Origin of the sequence: Streptomyces sp. NPDC013157 (assembly GCF_042899865.1) — a bacterium.
Lineage (GTDB): Bacteria > Actinomycetota > Actinomycetes > Streptomycetales > Streptomycetaceae > Streptomyces.
On sequence record NZ_JBIBAK010000005.1, the window covers coordinates 125,912 to 143,725 of the forward strand.

At 71.8% G+C, this 17,814-nt stretch carries 14 protein-coding genes; 6 read left to right on the top strand and 8 right to left on the bottom strand.

The window, feature by feature from the left end:
* Positions 1-151 precede the first annotated feature (151 nt).
* A complete protein-coding gene (locus tag ACFY6U_RS16980) occupies positions 152-1,525 on the top strand; it encodes a cryptochrome/photolyase family protein (protein ID WP_390038869.1) in 1,374 nt (457 codons plus the stop codon).
* A gap of 104 nt (positions 1,526-1,629) precedes the next feature.
* Entirely contained in the window at positions 1,630-2,070 is a 441-nt protein-coding gene (locus ACFY6U_RS16985; RefSeq protein WP_390038871.1) for an SPW repeat protein, read from the top strand.
* Between the two features lie 76 nt (positions 2,071-2,146).
* Here ACFY6U_RS16985 and ACFY6U_RS16990 read toward each other — a convergent pair whose 3' ends face one another.
* From ACFY6U_RS16990 to ACFY6U_RS17000, 3 genes are all read right to left on the bottom strand, one after another.
* Positions 2,147-2,914 (bottom strand): ArsR/SmtB family transcription factor, encoded by a 768-nt coding sequence (locus ACFY6U_RS16990; protein ID WP_390038873.1) that lies wholly within the window; start codon positions 2,912-2,914, stop codon positions 2,147-2,149.
* 83 nt (positions 2,915-2,997) lie between these two features.
* Positions 2,998-3,510, bottom strand: coding sequence for a GNAT family N-acetyltransferase (locus ACFY6U_RS16995; RefSeq protein WP_390038875.1), 513 nt, complete (start codon positions 3,508-3,510; stop codon positions 2,998-3,000).
* Between the two features lie 60 nt (positions 3,511-3,570).
* On the bottom strand, positions 3,571-5,040 hold the full coding sequence (locus ACFY6U_RS17000; RefSeq protein ID WP_390038877.1) for an APC family permease: 1,470 nt from the start codon (positions 5,038-5,040) through the stop codon (positions 3,571-3,573).
* Positions 5,041-5,179: 139 nt separating this feature from the next.
* Between ACFY6U_RS17000 and ACFY6U_RS17005 the strand changes: the two genes are divergently transcribed.
* Both ACFY6U_RS17005 and ACFY6U_RS17010 read left to right on the top strand, forming a co-directional pair.
* Positions 5,180-6,367 carry an ROK family protein gene (locus ACFY6U_RS17005; protein WP_390038879.1) on the top strand — a complete coding sequence of 396 codons (1,188 nt, stop codon included), beginning with the start codon at positions 5,180-5,182 and terminating at the stop codon, positions 6,365-6,367.
* A 112-nt stretch (positions 6,368-6,479) separates the two neighbouring features.
* A complete protein-coding gene (locus ACFY6U_RS17010; RefSeq protein ID WP_390038881.1) occupies positions 6,480-9,227 on the top strand; it encodes a sugar-binding domain-containing protein in 2,748 nt (915 codons plus the stop codon).
* On the opposite strand, the gene ACFY6U_RS17015 is transcribed toward ACFY6U_RS17010, so the two are convergent.
* Positions 9,214-10,647 (bottom strand): hydrolase, encoded by a 1,434-nt coding sequence (locus tag ACFY6U_RS17015; protein WP_390038883.1) that lies wholly within the window; start codon positions 10,645-10,647, stop codon positions 9,214-9,216. The two genes, ACFY6U_RS17010 and ACFY6U_RS17015, sit on opposite strands and share 14 nt — an antisense overlap.
* A gap of 217 nt (positions 10,648-10,864) precedes the next feature.
* On the opposite strand from ACFY6U_RS17015, the gene ACFY6U_RS17020 reads away from it, so the two are divergent.
* Positions 10,865-11,128, top strand: a complete 264-nt coding sequence (locus ACFY6U_RS17020; protein WP_351502889.1) for a GlsB/YeaQ/YmgE family stress response membrane protein — start codon at positions 10,865-10,867, stop codon at positions 11,126-11,128.
* Positions 11,129-11,288: 160 nt separating this feature from the next.
* Here the strand turns inward: ACFY6U_RS17020 and ACFY6U_RS17025 are convergent, their stop codons facing one another.
* From ACFY6U_RS17025 to ACFY6U_RS17035, 3 genes are all read right to left on the bottom strand, one after another.
* A complete protein-coding gene (locus ACFY6U_RS17025; protein WP_390038885.1) occupies positions 11,289-12,065 on the bottom strand; it encodes a GNAT family N-acetyltransferase in 777 nt (258 codons plus the stop codon).
* Between the two features lie 93 nt (positions 12,066-12,158).
* A complete protein-coding gene (locus ACFY6U_RS17030) occupies positions 12,159-13,013 on the bottom strand; it encodes a GNAT family N-acetyltransferase (RefSeq protein WP_390038887.1) in 855 nt (284 codons plus the stop codon).
* Positions 13,014-13,258: 245 nt separating this feature from the next.
* On the bottom strand, positions 13,259-13,924 hold the full coding sequence (locus ACFY6U_RS17035) for a chaplin family protein (protein ID WP_390038889.1): 666 nt from the start codon (positions 13,922-13,924) through the stop codon (positions 13,259-13,261).
* Between the two features lie 281 nt (positions 13,925-14,205).
* Between ACFY6U_RS17035 and ACFY6U_RS17040 the strand changes: the two genes are divergently transcribed.
* Entirely contained in the window at positions 14,206-15,825 is a 1,620-nt protein-coding gene (locus tag ACFY6U_RS17040) for an alpha/beta hydrolase (RefSeq protein ID WP_390038891.1), read from the top strand.
* Between the two features lie 94 nt (positions 15,826-15,919).
* Here the strand turns inward: ACFY6U_RS17040 and asnB are convergent, their stop codons facing one another.
* A complete protein-coding gene (asnB, locus tag ACFY6U_RS17045; RefSeq protein WP_390038893.1) occupies positions 15,920-17,758 on the bottom strand; it encodes an asparagine synthase (glutamine-hydrolyzing) in 1,839 nt (612 codons plus the stop codon).
* Positions 17,759-17,814 lie beyond the last annotated feature (56 nt).

The window sequence follows — 17,814 nt, forward strand, 5'->3', positions numbered from 1 at the left end:
GTCGGTCTTCGCCTTTCCCTGCGGCTGCCCCCGATCGACGCGGACATGCCGGAAACGCCGGAGGGGCGCCGGCCGCCGGTCCGTCGCGCGGGCCCGGGGAAGTGGGAGCGTGGGACCTTCGCCTGCCGCCGCACCGCACCGGAGCCGCCCCATGAACGTCTCGGTCGTCCTGTTCACCGCCGACCTGCGCCTGTACGACCATCCGCCGCTGCGGGCGGCCCTGGACGGCTCGGACGAGGTCGTGCCGCTGTTCGTGCGGGACCGCGCGGTGGACCGGGCCGGCTTCGCCGTGCCCAACCGGCTGGCCTTCCTCGCCGACTGCCTGCGCGATCTGGACGCGGGGCTGCGTGAGCGTGGCGGCCGGCTGGTGGTGCGCTCGGGTGACCTCGTCGAGGAGGTGTGCAAGGCGGCGGCCGAGGCGGACGCCGGCGCGGTGCACCTGGCCGGCGACGTCAGCGGGCATGCGCAGCACCGGGAGGAGCGGCTGCGCCGCGCTCTGGAGGCGGACGGACGGCGGCTGCACGTCCACGACGCGGTGACCGGGGCGGTCCCGGCCGGGGCGGTGACCCCGGCCGACTCGGACCATTACGCGGTGTTCACGCCCTACTTCCGGCAGTGGTCGAGGCAGCCGCTGCGGACGGCCGTGGCCGCGCCGCGCCGGGTCCCGGTCCCGGACGGGGTCGGGTCCGAGCCGCTGCCGCGCCGCGACCGGCTGTCCGGCGTGTCGGAGGGGCTGGCCGCCGGGGGCGAGGCGGAGGCCCGCAGACGGCTCACCTCCTGGCTGCGCGCGGGCATCGGGTCGTACGAGGACCGCCACGACGACCTGGCGGGCGACGCGACCTCGCGGCTCTCACCGCACCTCCACTTCGGCACGCTCTCCCCCGTCGAGCTGGTCCACCGGGCCCGCAAGGCGGGCGGCCCGGGCGCCGAGGCGTTCGTACGGCAGCTCGCCTGGCGGGACTTCCACCGGCAGGTGCTGGCCGCGCGGCCGGCGGCGGCCACGGCCGACTACCGGACGAAACAGGACCGTTGGCGCACCGGGCGGGCCGCGGACGAGGACGCCGAGGCGTGGCGGGCGGGGCGCACCGGCTACCCGGTCGTCGACGCGGCGATGCGCCAGCTGCGCCACGAGGGCTGGATGCACAACCGGGGGCGGCTGCTGGCGGCGAGCTTCCTGGCCAAGACGCTGTACGTCGACTGGCGGGTGGGCGCCCGGCACTTCCTGGAACTGCTGGTCGACGGGGATGTGGCGAACAACCAGCTCAACTGGCAGTGGGTGGCGGGCACCGGCACCGACACCCGCCCCAACCGGGTCCTCAATCCGGTGACCCAGGCGAAGCGTTACGACCCCGAGGGCGCGTACGTACGACGCTGGGTGCCGGAGTTGGCGGGGCTGGCGGGGGCGAAGGCGCACGTGCCGTGGAAGCTGGGCGGCCCGGACCGGGCGGCGCTCGGCTATCCGGAGCCGATCGTCGACCTGGCGGAGGGGCTCGCGCGGTTCCGGCGGGCCCGGGAGCGCGGCTGAACCCAGAACTACACATAAAGAAGAAATAAGAGCAGAATGCTATCTAGCGGCGTTTACCGCACGCCCCAGACGCGGTCAGGCCTGCAAGTCAAAGGAGACGAGTCATGGCCAACGTCTCGCACGGCAGAAGTGACATATCCAGCCACCCCGATGTCTCCGAGATGCGGGAGCGCTACGCCCGCATGCTCGGCGGCCGTGACGTGGCGCTCGTGGACGGCCCGGTGTTCCTGCTCGGTCTGTACTGCGCGGCGTCCCCGTGGATCCTCCACTACACGGCGAGCCAGCCCGCGCTCGTGACCCACAACCTGATCATGGGCGTAGCGATAGGTCTGCTGGCACTGGGCTTCACCAGGGCACCGGAGCGCATGTACGGCCTCAGCTGGGCCATGTGCGCGCTGGGCATCTGGATGATCATCGCCCCCTGGGTGGTCGGCACCGGCCCGGACAAGGGCGTCATCATCAACAACGTCATCATCGGCGCGCTGGCCCTCTGCCTCGGGCTGGTGTGCGCCGTTTCGGCGGCCAGGCGGACGCCCATGACCTAGGCACACCGAGCATCCCCCGGAAGGGAGGACGCGGGGCCGGTCCGATGACGGCGGACCGGCCCCGCCGCGCGCCCGCTCAGCGGCCGGGCACCAGCCAGGGCTCCTGCGGGAGCGGGCTGCCGGTCTCGATGAGGGACTTCAGGTTGGAGAGCACGGCCGGCCAGCCGGACGAGACGGCCTGGAGTTCGCCCTCGTCGTTGAGGTCCTCGTGGGTGACGGTGAGCTTGACGATGTCGGCGTGCGGGCGGATGTCGAAGGTGACGCGGGAGTGCCGGCCCCGGTCGCCCTCGTCCGCGGGCGCGGCCCAGGTGGTGACCAGCCGGGTCGGGCGGTCGCTCTCGACGACGGTGCCGACCACGTCGGCGATGCCGGAGCCGTCGGTGCGGACGTGCTCCCAGCGGGAGCCGGGCCGCCAGTCGGAGACGTTGGAGTGCCCCCAGTGGACGGCGGTCAGGTCGGCGTCCGTGAGGGCGTCCCAGACCTTCTCGGGGGTGCTGGCGATGTAGGTGACGTAGACATAGCTGGGCTGGTCGCTCATGGCTTCCTCGGCTCGTCGCTTCAGGTCGCCGAGCGCGCGCAGGCGCGGACGCTCGAACTTGTCGATCCACCGCTCCTGGATCTCGTGGAGCGGCACCGGGTTGAGGTAGTGCAGCTTCTCCCGCCCCCGCCGCACGGTGCTGATCAGGCTGGCGGCCTCCAGGACGGCCAGGTGCTGGGTCACCGACTGCCGGGTCATCGCGATGCGCTCGCACAGCTCGCCCAGCGTCTGGCCGTTCTGCTCGTGCAGCCGGTCCAGCAGCCGCCTGCGGGTGTCGTCGGCCAGCGCCTTGAAGGCGCGGTCCATGCCACTGTCGCCCTCTGATCGCACACTCGAAGTCATGCAGGCAATTGCTTGCATGTCAACGTCGCCCTCCTGTTCGACGCGGTTCAGGAAGCCGTGTCGAACGAGATCCACACGTCCGGCGGCAGCTCCGGCATGCCCGGCACCGGCCGGGGCTCCTCCGTCCAGGCGTCGCCCGCGGCCTCGGCCGCGACCCGCCGCCAGAAGGCGACGGCGCCCGGGTTCTCGTACTGGAACGCGATCTCCCAGCGGCCCGGATGACGGGTGAGGACCTCACGGACGGCGGCCAGCCCGATGCCGGTCCGCCGCGCGCCGCGGGCCACGAAGAAGCTGTTGAGCACCCGCACGGGCACGTCCAGCGCGCGGACGAAGGCGAAGCCGACCGGGTGCTCGCCCAGGACGAAGAGGTAGGCCGCCCAGTCGGGTGCGGAGAACGCGTCCTCGACGCGCTCGTCGCGGAACGAGCCGTCGGGCCTCGGCAGGAGTCCACGGAACTCGGACAGGTCGTGGCGGAACATCAGCCACAGACGATCGACGACGGGGCGGTCCGCGGGGACGGCGGGGCGGACGACGACGTCCGCTGCAGTGGGTTCGGTCATGAAAAAAGCCTCACCCGGCGGCAGTTGACCGCCGGGTGAGGCTGACGTGTGGTCGGAACACTACACCACGGCCGGCTCCTCCGGCGTCAGGTACTCCTCGCTGATCTCCTTCGCCCCGAACGGCCACACCTTCTCCAGCCGGGCCCAGACCAGGAACGCCACGCAGCCGAGGGCGAGCCAGGCCAGGGACCACTCGATGGGGTGACGGCCCGGGGAGTTCCGGTCGGCGTAGCCGTAGATCACGCACCAGCCGGCGAAGGCGACGATGCTCGGCAGCGGGTAGAGCCACATGCGGTACGGCCGCTTCAGGGACGGCTGCCGGCGGCGCAGCACCGTGAGCGCCACGATCTGTGCCAGCGCCTGGACGATCACCATCACGGTGGTGAGCAGCTGGATCAGGGTCGCCAGGTCGGTGTGGCGGCCGATCAGGAAGCCGATCGCGGTGATCACGCCCATGGTGGCGAGCCCGAGCATCGGGAAGCGGTGCTTCGGGTGCAGCTTCTCGTAGGGGCGGAAGAAGACGCGGTCGCGGGCGGCGTCGTAGGGCACCCGGGAGCCGCCGAGCAGGCCGGTGAAGACCGAGGCGAAGGCGGTGATCAGGATGAGCACGGTCACCGTGTCGGCGGCGCCCTTGCCCCAGGTCTTCTCAAGAACCGCCGAGGCCACGGAAGTCGACGCGATGTCGTCCGGGTTCGTCATGCGGTGCCAGTCGATGACGCCGAGCGTGCCGATCTGGAGCAGCAGGTAGATCGCCATGATGCCGAGGATCGAGAAGAGGATGGAGCGCGGCAGGACGCGGCCGGGTTCCTTGATCTCGGCGCCCATGTAGGCGGTCGTGTTGTAGCCGAGGTAGTCGTAGATGCCGATGGTCAGGCCCGCGGCGAAGCCGAGCCAGAAGTGGTCGCTCGTCAGGTCGAAGGCGTGGGCCGGGTAGGTGAAGGCCAGGTGCGGGCTGAAGTCGGTGGCCGCGGCGACGATCACCAGGAGCACCGAGGCGATCATCACCGTCCACATGACGGCGGTGATCCTGGCGATGTGCTCGATGCCGCGCCAGAGCAGGAGCACCACCAGGGCGATGACACCGAGCCCGATCAGGTCGCCGGAGGTCTGGCCGAGGCCGGGGGCGAGGTAGCCCAGGTACTGGACGAAGCCGACCACGCCCGTGGACATGATCAGCGGGATGAAGAGCATCGCCGTCCAGACGAACAGGAACGGCATCAGGCGTCCGGTGCGGTACTGGAAGGCCTGGCGCAGGTAGACGTAACTGCCGCCGGAGCCGGGCATCGCGGCGCCGAGTTCGGCCCAGACCAGGCCGTCGCAGAGCGCGAGCACCGCGCCCGCGACGAACCCGATGACGGCCTGCGGGCCGCCGAACGCGGCGACCATGAGCGGGATGGTCACGAACGGACCGATGCCGCACATCTGGCTCATGTTGATGGCGGTGGCCTGGAACAGGCCGACGCGGCGGACGAAACCGCCGGTCGGTGGCGCACCGCCCGAGACGACGGGACTACCGGGACCTGCAGACATGAGGGCTCCTGAGCGAGACACGGGGAGGTGGGCGAGGCGCGTACGACGGGCGGGGGCCGACTCGGCGGGATGGCCGATAAAGTTAAGGAGCCTTACTAGATGCGTCAAGTATGCGACGGGAATCGGTGAGAATGGTGCGATGGCCGCCAGCGACGTCGTAGAGGAGCAGGAGCAGCCCTGGAGCCGGCAACGCCTGCGCAGCGCCAACGAGCGGCTGCTGCTGGACCGGCTGCGCCTGCTCGGTTCCGCCTCCCGCGCCCAACTGGCCCGCGAGACCGGTCTGTCGAAGCCGACGGTGTCCAGCGCGCTCGCCGCGCTGGAGTCGGCGGGCCTGGTCCACGAGGTCGGCACCCACGTGCCGGAGCGGGGCCGCACGGCCGTCCTGTACGCGCCCGACCCGGCGGCCGGGTTCGCGCTCGGCATCGACGTGGGCCGCAGCTGGCTGCGGGTGGCGGTCGCCGATCTCGACGGCACCCTGGTCGCCCGCTCCGACGTGCGCAACCGGGCCCGGGGTTCGGGCGCGATGGCCGACCTGCTGGTGGCGACCGCCCGGCAGGTGGTCGCCAACTCCGGGGTGGATCCGGCCGAGGTGGTGCACGGGGTGGTGGGCACGCCGGGCGTGTACGACGAGCGGCAGCGCCGGGTGCGGTACGCGATGCATCTGCCGGGCTGGGGGCGCGCGGGCCTGTTCGACCGGATGCGCGAGGAGCTGGGCGTCCCGCTGGAGGTGCACAACGACGCCAATCTGGCGGCCCTCGGCGAGTACACGTACGGCGTCGGGGCGGGCAGCCGGCTGTTCGCGTACATCATGATCGGCACCGGCCTCGGGATGGGCGTGGTCAGCGAGGGGCGGCTGTTCACCGGGGCACACGGGCTGGCCGGGGAGATCGGCTTCCTGCCCTGGCCGGGACAGCAGCGGGGGCCGGAGCGGCTGGAGGACGCGGTGTCGGGGGTGGCCGTGGTCGAGACCGCGCGACGACTGGGGATGACGGGGCAGCTCACCGCCAAGTCCGTGTTCGATGCGGCACGCCTGGGCGATCCGGCCGCGGTGGAGGCGGTACGCCTCGAGGGCGAGCGGATCGCGCACACGGTGGCGGCCGCCGCCGCCGTCCTCGACCCCGATCTGGTGGTGCTCGGCGGCGGCGTCGGCCACAGCGTCGACCTGCTGCTGCGCCCCGTACGGGAGCATCTGCGCACGCTCACACCGCTGCGCCCGAAGCTGGCGCCCAGCAGGCTCGGCGAGGACGCGGTGCTGCTCGGCGCGGTGGCCACGGCCCTGGGGACCGCCCGTGACCTGGTGTTCGAGCGCAGGTCGGGCACGTCCTGACAGCGGCGGCGCCAACTCGCGCGGGCGCCACGGTGATTGACACGGCCTCCGTGGCACCCTAGCTTGAGCCGGGTTAGTAAAGTTTCCTAACTTTACGAGCCTGGAGACCATCGTGTTCCCTCGCCGTGCCCCCGGACACCGCCTCGCCACGGCCGCCGTGGCCCTGGGACTGCTCTGCTCACTCAACACCAGCGCCTGGGCCGGGGCCCGCGACCCGGCCCACGGGCCCGCCCGGATCACCCGTGTGCCGTCCGCCGCCGGGTCCGGGACCCCGCTGTCGGGGTACGCGATCCGGTCGACGGCCGACGTGGGCGACTCCGCGGCGGCGGTCTCCTCCTCCGGCTACCCGACACAGGACTGGTATCCGGCCGGCCCCCGCTCCACGGTCCTGGCCGCACTGCTCGCGGACGGCGTCTACCCCGACCCGTTCGTCTCCACCAACCAGGAGAAGATCCCCAAGGCGCCCTTCCAGGTGCCCTGGTGGTACCGCAGCGACTTCTCGGTGGCCGACCCGGCACAGCGCACCTACCTGGAATTCAGCGGAGTGATCTCGGCGGCCGACGTGTATGTGAACGGCCGTCAGGTCGCGACCGCCGCCGACGTCACCGGCGCCTACACCCGCCACGAACTGGACGTCACCTCGCTGGTGCGGGCCGGCACGAACACGGTCGCCTTCCGCATCCGGCCCAACAACCCCAACAAGAACCTCACCATGGGCTGGCTCGACTGGCTCCAGCCGCCGCCCGACCAGAACATGGGCATCGTCCGGGACGTCCTGGTCCGGCGCGGCGGCCCGGTCGCGCTGCGCGACGCGCACGTGGTGACGAATCTCGCGGTGCCGTCCCTCGCGACGGCCGACCTGACGGTGAAGGCGCAGGCCCGCAACGACTCGGACTCGCCGGTCACCGCCGAGGTCTCCGGCACCGTCGCCGGGGTGACCCTCACCAGGTCGGTCGAGCTGGCGGCCCACCAGACCAGGACCCTCACCTTCACTCCCGCCGACACCCCCGGTCTGCACCTCACCTCCCCCAAGGTGTGGTGGCCCGCGGGCATGGGCGGCCAGCCGCTGTACGACCTCGACCTCACCGCGTCCGTCGCCGGCACCGCCTCGGACACCGCCCACGAGAGCTTCGGCATCCGGGACGTCCGGGCCCCCTTGAACTCCGACGGCGCCCGCCAGTACTCGATCAACGGCCGCCGACTGCTGATCAAGGGCGGCGGCTGGTCACCGGACGAGTTCCTGCGCTGGGACCGCGCCTACGCCGAGGACCGCCTGAAGTACGCCCTCGACCTGGGCCTGAACGCCATCCGGCTGGAAGGCCACATCGAGCCCGACGAGTTCTTCGACCTCGCCGACCGCCTCGGCGTCCTCACCCTGCCCGGCTGGGAGTGCTGCGACAAGTGGGAGGGGCAGACCAACCCCGGCGAGAGCGGCGAGAAATGGACCGCCGCCGACTACCCGGTCGCCCAGGCCTCGATGGCCGCCGAGGCCGCCCGGCTGCGCGACCACCCGAGCGTGGTCTCCTTCCTGATCGGCAGCGACGCCGCGCCCGACGCGAAGATCGAGAAGAACTATCTGGACGCCCTGGACGCCGCCGACTGGACCGTCCCCGTGGTGCCCGCCGCCTCCGACAAGTCCGCTCCCCAGCTGGGCAGTTCGGGCATGAAGATGACCGGCCCCTACGACTGGGTCCCGCCGTCCTACTGGTACGCCAAGCGGGAGGGCGGCGCCACCGGCTTCAACTCCGAGACCAGCGCGGGCCCGGACATCCCGACCCTCGACACCCTGCGCCGGATGATGACCCCGGCCGAACTCGACACCCTCTGGAAGAACCCGGACGCCAAGCAGTACCACCGCTCGCCGTCCGCGACCTTCGGCACCCTGAAGGTCTACGACGCCGCCCTCACCGGCCGCTACGGCGCACCGAAGAGCCTCACCGACTACGTCCGCAAGGCCCAGCTCGCGCAGTACGAGAACGTCCGCGCGCAGTACGAGGCGTACGAGCGCAACCAGACCGACGCCTCGAAGCCCTCGACCGGCGTCGTCTACTGGATGTTCAACAGCGGCTGGACGTCCCTGCACTGGCAGCTGATGGACCGTTATCTCGATCAGGGCGGCGCCTACTTCGGCGCCAAGAAGGCCAACGAGCCGCTGCACGTCCAGTACTCCTACGACGACCGCTCGGTGGCCGTGGTGAACAACCGGCACACGCCGGTCTCCGGGCTCACCGCGCGGGCCACCCTCTTCAACCCCGACGGCACCCAGAAGTACGACAAGACCGTCACCGGTGTCTCGGTGCAGGGCGACGGCGCGCACAGCACCGCGCTCTCGCTGCCGGCGTCGGTGTCCGGGCTGTCCTCCACCTACCTGGCGCGGCTGGTGCTCGCCGACGCCGACGGCAAGGAGGTGAGCCGCAACGTCTACTGGCTCTCCACCAGGTCCGACACCCTCGACTGGGCGAAGACCGACTGGTGGCACACCCCGACGACGAGCTACGCCGACCTGACCGGGCTGTCCTCGATGACCCAGGTCCCGGTCACGGCGACGGCGTCGACGACGGACGCCGACGGCACGTCGACCACCACGGTCACCGTCCGCAACACGGGCACGGGGAAGACCCCGGCCCTGCTGACGGACGTCCATCTGGTCGACGCGAACGGCAAGCCGGTGCTGCCCGTCCAGTGGTCGGACAACGAGGTCAGCCTGTGGCCGGGCGAGTCGGCGACCCTGACGGCCACCTACCGGACCGCCGACCTGCACGGCTCCACGCCCCAGGTGCGGGTGTCCGGCTGGAACGCGGTGGAGCGGACGGTTCCGGCGGGCCTGCCGGAACCGTCCGTCCCGCTCAGCTCACGTTGAGCGCGGTGTCGTCGACGACGAAGGACGTCTGGAGGGTCGAACCCTCGACACCGGTGAACTTGATGGTGGCCGTGGTTCCGGCCAGGGAGGAGACGTCGAAGCTCTTGAGGACGTATCCGGAGGCCGCGTTGAGGTTGGAGTACGTGGCCAGGGTGGTGGATCCGGCGGTGACCGTCAGCTTGTCGTAGGCGGTGCTGGTGGTGGTCTCCGCGGTGTCCACGTGCAGATAGAAGCTGAGCGTCGCGGAGCAGCCGGACGGAACGGTCACCGACTGGGACAGCGTGTCGGTGTGGGCGGACCCGTAGCCGTCGAGCCAGGCCTTGTAGGAGCCGGTGCGGGCCGCCTCGCTGCTGGAGTTGGTGATGACCCCGCTGCTGGCGGTCCAGGTGGTGTTGCCGGACTCGAAGCCGGGGTTGCCGAGGAGCTGGGCGGAGGTGCAGGTGCCACCGCCGCCCCCTCCGCCGCCGCCACTGCTGCCGCTGGAGGCGCCGGTGAGCCAGGCGGTGGCGTTGAGGGCGAGGGCGGCGTTGGTGGCGCCGCTGTCGTTCCAGCCGTCGTACAGCGTGTTGCCGGACTGGCCGGTGCCGTCGTCGATGGGCGAGCTGTCGCCCCAGAACGCGACCCGGCCGCTGCCGAAGGTGCTGGTGGCGAAGAAGGCGCCGGTGTTCCCGGAGTAACCGCTGCGGTACACCAGGCCCTTGACGGCGGAGTTGTCGGAGGGCTTGAGCGTGGCCGTCGTGCCGTCGGCGATCAGGCTCTTGGTGACGGTGCCGAAGGAGCCGTTCAGCACGGGGTCGCTGCTGTCGCTGATCGCGGCAGGGTAGCCGGAGCCGATGTCCAGCGAGTCGATCAAGAACCCGAACGGGTCGGTCGAGTCGACGCTGTTGTTGGTCATCAGGTCGTTGAGGATCTCGACGGCGTCCTCGCCGTCGTTGTTGCGGTCGGCGCCGGTGTGGTCGGAGATCATGAAGAGACCGCCGCCGTTCTTCACGAAGTTCATGATCGCCGTCTTCTCGGCGGTCGTGAACAGCGTGTTCGGCTCGGGCAGCACCAGCGCGTCGAAGTTCGACAGGTCGGTCGTCGACGAGCCGCCGTAGGTGAGCGCGCTGGTCGCGGTCTTCATGCTGTAGCTGCCGGTCTTCTGGAGGGCGACGCCCCACGAGGAGAGCGCGCCGGTCCAGTCGGTCTCCGAGGACGGGGAGGAGTCCTGGGCCAGCGGGTCGGGCTTGCTGGTGGAGATGATCCAGTCCGCGTTGCCGGCCTCCTCGGCGTGGCCGTCGTCGAACAGGACGCGGTAGGTGGTGGCCGCGTGGGCGGGGGCGGCCCCTGTGCCGACCTGGAGGGCGGCTCCCGTGACGAGCAGTGCGAACCCGGCCAGGGCGGTGGTGAGTCTGTGGCGGGATCTGCTGGATCCAAGCATCCGGCGAACCTCCGTGAGGGGGTGGGGTAGAGGCGGTGCGGGCGCCAACTCTGCGCGCGTAGAACGTGCTTGAGATTTCTACACGCGTCGACTCATTGAAAGGTACATGGCATGTCCGGTCGGTGAACAGAAAACCGCTGTAACAACCGGACGGGACTGCCGCCGGATTCAGCGGGCAGATTGGACAGCAGCGGGGTACAGACGAAGAGGGGCGGAAATGGAGATCTCGGGCATCATCAGCGCCATCATCATCGGACTCGTCATCGGTGTGCTGGGGCGCCTGGTCGTCCCCGGCCGCCAGCACATCGGCATCCTGTGGACCATCGTCGTCGGCATCGTGGCGGCACTGCTGGGTTCGGCGCTCGCGGCGGGCTTCGGCGTGGCCGACACCAAGGGCCCCGACTGGATCGAGTGGTTCATCCAGATCGCCCTGGCGGCGCTGGGGATCGCGGCACTGGACCGCAGCAGGGCGCGCCGGTGACCTGACGCGCATCGGGCGCGGCGGGACCGCATCGCGGAGTGGTGCGGTCCCGCCGCCGGGCGCGCCCGGCGGCGGTCAACGGCCAAGCGCCGTGCGATACCGCCGGCCGGCCGTCTCCCGCCGCTTGCTGCGCTTACTGCGCTTACTGCGCTTACTGCGCTTACTGCGGGGAGAGGTACGGCGTGGTCGTGCTGAGAGCGTGGAAGCCCAGCCGTTCGAGGATCGGCCGGCTCGTGGGCAACGCGTCCACCTGGAGATACCGGCAGCCGTGAGCGGCGGCGACCCGGGCCCGATGGGCGACGAGGGCACGGTACACACCGCGTCCGCGCCACTCCTCGACCGTGCCGCCGCCCCACAGGCCGGCGAACCTCGCTCCGGGCACCAGCTCGACCCGGGCGGCGCTGACCGGCTCGTCCCCGGCGAGGGCGACCAGCGCGACCATGCTGTCCGGCTGCTCGGTGAGCCGCGCCAGCAGCAGGTGCCGCAGCCGCGCACCGTCGGTGCCGAAGGCCTTCTCGTGGACGTCCACCACGAGTTCGATCCCGGCCCGGTCCGTGGCGGGCACCACGCGTACGCCGTCCGGCAACCCGGTGTCGAGGCTCAGCCGGGCCACCTCGCCGACCATCAGCGTCTCCTGCGGCTCAGGCCGGAACCCGGCCGCGGTCAGCCGGTCACCGAGGTCCGGCGGCTGGTCGTGGCCGTAGACCTTCCACTCGAACTCCAGCCCCCGGGCGGCGAAGAAGTCGATCTGCCCGGCGATCGCACGATCCGCGGTCGCCGCGTCCAGGTCCGACCAGAGGACGCCGTTCCATCCCTCGGCGTCCGCGACCTGACGCACCACCGCGCCCACCCGCTCGACCCGGGCGCCGGGCCCGTCGGGCCGGGCGCCCTCGCGCATGTCGCGGTCGTACAGAGCGAGCACGGTGTGATGATCCATCCGAGCACTCCACCATCCGGGCACGGCGGCGGCAACGCCTTTTCCCGCGGCCACCGGCTGCCCGGGACCGACGGTCGGCCCAGTGACCGACGGTCAGCCCAGTTCGAGCGTGGTGACCCCGAAGACCCGCTCGCGGGCGTGGTCGCGGACCGGGCCGGTGTACATGCGGGCGGTCTCGAACGAGGGGGCGAAGCCGGCCGCTTCGGCGAGGGCGACGCCCGCCGTGCTGGTCTCGGGTACGTCGATGGCGACCTGGTTGCCCGCGGCCTCGGCGGTGAGGGCGGTGAACAGGGCGCGGGCGTCCTCCGCGGTGTCGGCGAAGAGGGGGCCGATACGCAGGGTGTCGCGGCCGGGGCGGATCACGCCGTAACCGGTGAGGCGGTCACCGTCGTGGCGGACGAGGGCCTTGTGCCCGGCGGCGGTCAGCCACGCGGCCACGAAGCGCGGCCGGTCGGCCGGGCAGCAGGCACTGTCGTACGCCGTGACGGCGGCCAGGTCGGCGGCGCGGGCGGGCCGGACACCGGCCGGGGTCTCCGCGGCGGGGGCCTCGCCCACGAACCGGGCGGTGCGGTAGGCGAGTTCGAAGCCGGACTGGCGGTAGTTGTCCTGCTGTGCCACCACGCCGTCCAGGCCGACGGTGCGGTTCCCGGCGTGGGCGAGTGCGGTCTTCCAGGTGGTGAGGCCGTGACCCTGACCGCGCAGGTCGGGACGGACCAGGTACCAGCCGAGGAAGGCGTAGTCGGCGCCGTGGTTGACGACGGAGATGGCCGACACCGGTTCGCCGTCGACCCGGCCGACGAAGAACCCGTCGGGGTCCTGGGCGAAGAAGGCGGCGGTGTCCGACAGCCCGGGGTTCCAGCCCTCGTCCGCCGCCCAGCCGACGATCACCGGCCAGTCGTCGGGCGTGGCCCGGGTGACGACGAGGTCCTGGGGGGCCGGAGAGGTCATCGATGCGCTCCATTCCGTGACGGGGTCCGACCGTGCGGCGACCGGCGCCGCGCGCCCGCAGCATCCTTCCCGATCACCGGGTCCCGCGCCACGACGGGATCAAGCCGTTGACGTGCCGCGTGCCGTTCCGGTCCGCCGGTCGGTCGCCGGGCGGCTGGCGGGTACGGCGCAGGCCCCACCGGTCGGGTCCGGTGGGGCCTGCCGATGTGCGGTGCGTCAGCCCGCTCCGGTATCACGCCGGCCGGTCAGCGCGTCCGGCCCGGGCGGAAGCGCCGGTGCAGGGCGGTCCCGGCGAGCAGCAGCGCCGCGCTGCCCGCCACGGTGGCACCGGTGAGGTCCGTGCCGGTGTGGGCGAGGGTCGCCCGGGCCGGCGGCGCGGCGGAGTGGTCCGCCTTGGGCTCGTGGTGGGCCTTCGGCGGGGCCGGCGGCTCCGGGGTGGAGGTCTTCGGCGGGCTCGGGTGGTCGCCGGAGGTGTTCACCGAGGTGTTGCCGGTGGCCGGATTCAGGACGCCGACCACGTCCACGCTGTTGCCGCTGACGTTGACCGGGAGGTCGACCGGCAACTGGATGCCGTTGCCGGAGACCACCCCGGGCGAGTCCTCCTCGGTGCCCTGCGCGGTCGCGCCGCCGGACGTGGCCGAGCCGCCGGCCGCGCTGTCGGTGGCGCGGCCGCCCTCGTTCGCGCAGGTGTTGCCGGCCGCCGGGTTCAGGAGTCCCACCACGTTCACGGTGTCCCCGCACACGTTGACCGGGAGGTCGACCGGCAACTGGATGCCGTTGCCGGAGACCACCCCGGGCGAACCGGTCGCGGTACCGTTCGCGCCCGCGTCGGCCCAGGCCGGAACCGCCACGGCCATCGCACCGGACGCGGCGGCGACGGCGATCACACCGTTTCGGGTAACCCGTTTCATAGGTTCCCTGCCTTCCAGACATGATTGCGGGCGCTCGCCCGCAACGGTTAGAACGCAGACGAACCATGTGAGTTATGGCTTATCCACATGTCACCCCATCGAGCGACAGCCATATCGAACCGACGGCAAAAGCATGCAAGGCCACCGAAAGGTGATGATCGCGCGGAGGGTACGGCACTCCGGCCTGCGCCGCTCGCCGGGAGGCGGGCCCCGCGGAGCCCGCTTATGGTGAGCGAAAGTCCTGTACCCGGTCCGTCACGGAGCGTCCCTGGAGGCCCTCGATGCCTGCCGTGCCCCGTACCCGGCCCGCCCTGCGGCGCTGCGCCGGCGCCGGTGCCGGTGCCGTCGCGCTGGCCCTGCTGGGCGCCGGGCTGCCCGCGACCACGGCGGCCGCGGGCGGAGAACAGCCGGACCTGACCCTGTTCTACCGGCAGAAGGCCAGGTGGACGGCGTGCAAGGACGTGGAGCTGCCCAGGGACATGCAGTGCGCCAAGGTCACCGTCCCCCTCGACTACGCACGGCCGGCCGCGGGCACCCTCGATCTGGCACTGTCCCGCTACCGGGCGACCGGGAAGTCGCGGGGCTCGGTGCTGCTGAACTTCGGCGGTCCGGGCGGCTCGGGTGTCAGCCAGCTCGGGCAGGACGGCAAGGAGTTCATGGGCCTGACCAACGGCTACGACGTGGTCGGCTTCGACCCGCGCGGGGTCGGTCGCTCCTCCCCCGTCAGCTGCGGCGACGGCACCGGCGACCCCTCGGACGGCGCGAGCGCCGACGAGCCCCCCGACGTCGCGCGTCCGCAGGCCCTGATGAAGGCGCTGAAGCAGCTCACGCTCCGGTGCACCAGGAACTCCGGGCCCGTGCTGTCCCACATAGGCACCGTGAACGCCTCCCGGGACCTGGACGTCATCCGCCAGGCGCTCGGCGACAGGAAGCTGAACTACCTGGGCTTCTCCTACGGCACCAGGCTCGGCGCGGTGTACGCGGCGCAGTTCCCGTACAACGTGGGCCGGATCGCACTGGACGGCGTGGACACGCTGACCGAGTCGCTGGCCGAGCAGGGGGTGGCCGGGGCCCGGGGGCAGCAGACGGCGCTGGACGACTTCCTGGACTGGTGCGTCACCGACCGGGGGTGTCCGTTCGGGCAGGACCGGCGCAAGGCCGGCGACGCGGTCGTGAAGCTGGTGCGCTCCCTCGACGAGGACCCGGTGCCCTCCGACTTCGGCGGCCCGTTCACGGGCCAGGAGCTGGTGGACGCCATCGGGCAGGGGCTCTACGGCAAGGACCTGTGGCCGCTGCTGGAGCGGGCGCTGGCCTCACTGACCGACGACGGGGACACCCGGGGCGTGCAGAACCTCGCATCCGGCGGCTACGCGCTTCCGCACGGGCAGCACAGGCCGGGCGGCGGGCTCGTGGGCAGCGCGGACATCCCCGTGGACAACCTGTCGGCCGCGCTGATGGCGATCAACTGCGCCGACGACCCGGACCGGCCGAGCGCCCTGCGGCTCACCCGGGACCTCGCCCGGCTCGACAAGGAGTACCAGCAGGCGTCCCCGGTGTTCGGCCGGTTCCGGCTGGCCCAGGTGCTGCTGTGCTACGGCCGGCCGCGCGGCACGGACTTCATCCGCGACGAGGTGAAGGACGTGCCCTCCGCCCCGATGCTGCTCGTGGGCACCCGCGGAGACCCGGCGACGCCGTACAGCTGGACGGTGGAGACGGCGAAACGGCTCGGCCCGTCGGCCGTGGTGCTGGACAACAGGGGCGACGGCCACACCGGATACACGTCGTCGACGTGCGTGCACGGCAAGGTCGACGACTTCCTGCTGTACGGCACGCTGCCGCCCGACGGCAGCTCCTGCCCGGCGGACGGTGACGGCGGCGCCGTCACCGACGCGTCGGACTGAGACCCGAGGGCCGGGGCTCACGGCTCACGGCTCACGGCTCACGGCTCACGGCTCACGGCTCACGGCTCACGGCTCACGGCTCACGGCTCACGGCTCAGGAGAGGGTGAGCTCGGGGTCGTAGAGGTCGATCCAGTGGGCCATGTCGAGGGTGCGTTCCAGGCCGCGCCGGTCGGCCTGGGTGCTCAGCTCGGCCCGGTGTGCCGCCCGGTCGGCCTTCTCCCGGTCGACGAGATCGAACACCCGGTGGTCGGGCCGGGCCACCAGGTCCTTGACCTGCTCCTGGAGGGCGCGGCCGTACTCCGGGTCCTGGGTGGACGGGTAGGGGCTCTTGACCCGGTCGTACACGGACTGCGGGAGCACGTCCCGGGTGGCCTCGCGGAGCAGGGTCTTCTCGCGGCCGTCGAAGGACTTGAGGGCCCAGGGCGCGTTGTAGACGTACTCGACGAGCCGGTGGTCGCAGAACGGCACCCGGACCTCCAGGCCGACGGCCATGCTCATCCGGTCCTTGCGGTCGAGCAGGATACGGACGAAGCGGGTGAGGTGCAGGTGGCTCATGCGACGCATCCGGTATTCGAAATCGCTCTCGCCGTCCAGGCGCTGGATGCCGGCGACGGCGGAGTGGTAGGCGTCGGCGATGTAGTTCTCCAGGTCGAGGGACTTGGCGAGGTCCGCGCGCAGAACGCCGGCGTCGTCGCCGAAGTGCCGGGCGAACTGGAAGAGCCAGGGGAAGGTGTCTGCGGTGCGGGCCCCCTCGTCGAAGAACTGCAGGTAGCCGCCGAACACCTCGTCGGCGGACTCGCCGGACAGCGCGACGGTGGACTGGTCGCGGACGGCCCGGAAGAGCAGCAGGAGCGAGGTGTCCATGTCGCCGAACCCGGCCGGCAGGTCACGGGCCCGGATCACCCTCTCGCGGACCGCGGGGTCGGCGAGGCTGGCCACGTCGAGGACGATGTCCTGGTGGTCGGTGCGGGCCAGGCGGGCCACGTCGTGCACGTAGGGCGTGTCGGGGGTGGTGCGCAGCTCGTCGGCGACGAAGTTGTCGGTGCGGCCGACGAAGTCGACGGCGAAGCTGCGGACCTTCTCGCCCTGCACGGCGAGCTGCCGGGCGGCGAGGGCGGTCATGGCGGAGGAGTCGAGGCCGCCGGAGAGCAGGGTGCAGCGGGGCACGTCGGCGACCAGCTGGCGGCGCACGATGTCGTCGAGGAGTTCGCGGACGGTGGCGACGGTGGTGTCGCGGTCGTCGGGGTGCGTGCGGGTCTCCAGCCGCCAGTAGGCCCGGGTGCGCAGGCCGTGGCGGTCGACGGTGACCACGGTGCCGGGTTCCACCTCGCGCATGCCCTCCCACACGGCGTGCCCGGGGGTCTTCACCATGGTGAACAGCTCGCGCAGGCCGTCCAGGCCCACGCGGGGACGGACCAGCGGGTTGGCCAGGATCGCCTTGGGTTCGGAGCCGAACAGGACGCCGTCCTTGGTCGGGTACATGTAGAAGGGCTTGATGCCCATGCGGTCGCGGATCATCACGAGCTTGTGGTGGCGGCCGTCCCAGACGGCGAAGGCGTACATGCCGTTGAGCCGCTCGGCGACGGCGTCGCCCCACTCCACGTAGCCGCGGAGCACTACCTCGGTGTCGGAGTCGGTGGTGAACCGGTGACCGCGGGCGGCGAGTTCACGGCGCAGCTCGGTGAAGTTGTAGGCCTCGCCGGAGTAGACCATCGCGACGGTGCCCTCCGGGGTGCCGACGGTCATCGGCTGGCGGCCGCCGGGCAGGTCGATGATCGCGAGCCGGCGGTGGCCCAGGGCGGCGGGGCCCTCGCTCCGGGTGCCCCGGTCGTCGGGGCCGCGGCAGGCCATGGTCTCCGTCATTGCATCCAATGCGCGCTTCTCGGTGGTGAGGTCACGGTCGAAGGAGACCCAGCCGGTGATGCCACACATGCGTTACCTCCTGCTGCCGGTCAGCCGGGTAATGCGCGCCACCTGCGGTTCTGCGG

Excerpts from the sequence above, each read along its gene's own strand:
- ACFY6U_RS16980 (WP_390038869.1), top strand. The coding sequence starts at position 152 with ATGAACGTCTCGGTCGTCCTGTTCACCGCCGACCTGCGCCTGTACGAC.
- ACFY6U_RS16985 (WP_390038871.1), top strand. The coding sequence starts at position 1,630 with ATGGCCAACGTCTCGCACGGCAGAAGTGACATATCCAGCCACCCCGAT.
- ACFY6U_RS16990 (WP_390038873.1), bottom strand. The coding sequence starts at position 2,914 with ATGGACCGCGCCTTCAAGGCGCTGGCCGACGACACCCGCAGGCGGCTG.
- ACFY6U_RS16995 (WP_390038875.1), bottom strand. The coding sequence starts at position 3,510 with ATGACCGAACCCACTGCAGCGGACGTCGTCGTCCGCCCCGCCGTCCCC.
- ACFY6U_RS17000 (WP_390038877.1), bottom strand. The coding sequence starts at position 5,040 with ATGTCTGCAGGTCCCGGTAGTCCCGTCGTCTCGGGCGGTGCGCCACCG.
- ACFY6U_RS17005 (WP_390038879.1), top strand. The coding sequence starts at position 5,180 with ATGGCCGCCAGCGACGTCGTAGAGGAGCAGGAGCAGCCCTGGAGCCGG.
- ACFY6U_RS17015 (WP_390038883.1), bottom strand. The coding sequence starts at position 10,647 with ATGCTTGGATCCAGCAGATCCCGCCACAGACTCACCACCGCCCTGGCC.
- ACFY6U_RS17020 (WP_351502889.1), top strand. The coding sequence starts at position 10,865 with ATGGAGATCTCGGGCATCATCAGCGCCATCATCATCGGACTCGTCATC.
- ACFY6U_RS17025 (WP_390038885.1), bottom strand. The coding sequence starts at position 12,065 with ATGGATCATCACACCGTGCTCGCTCTGTACGACCGCGACATGCGCGAG.
- ACFY6U_RS17030 (WP_390038887.1), bottom strand. The coding sequence starts at position 13,013 with ATGACCTCTCCGGCCCCCCAGGACCTCGTCGTCACCCGGGCCACGCCC.
- ACFY6U_RS17035 (WP_390038889.1), bottom strand. The coding sequence starts at position 13,924 with ATGAAACGGGTTACCCGAAACGGTGTGATCGCCGTCGCCGCCGCGTCC.
- ACFY6U_RS17040 (WP_390038891.1), top strand. The coding sequence starts at position 14,206 with ATGCCTGCCGTGCCCCGTACCCGGCCCGCCCTGCGGCGCTGCGCCGGC.
- asnB (WP_390038893.1), bottom strand. The coding sequence starts at position 17,758 with ATGTGTGGCATCACCGGCTGGGTCTCCTTCGACCGTGACCTCACCACC.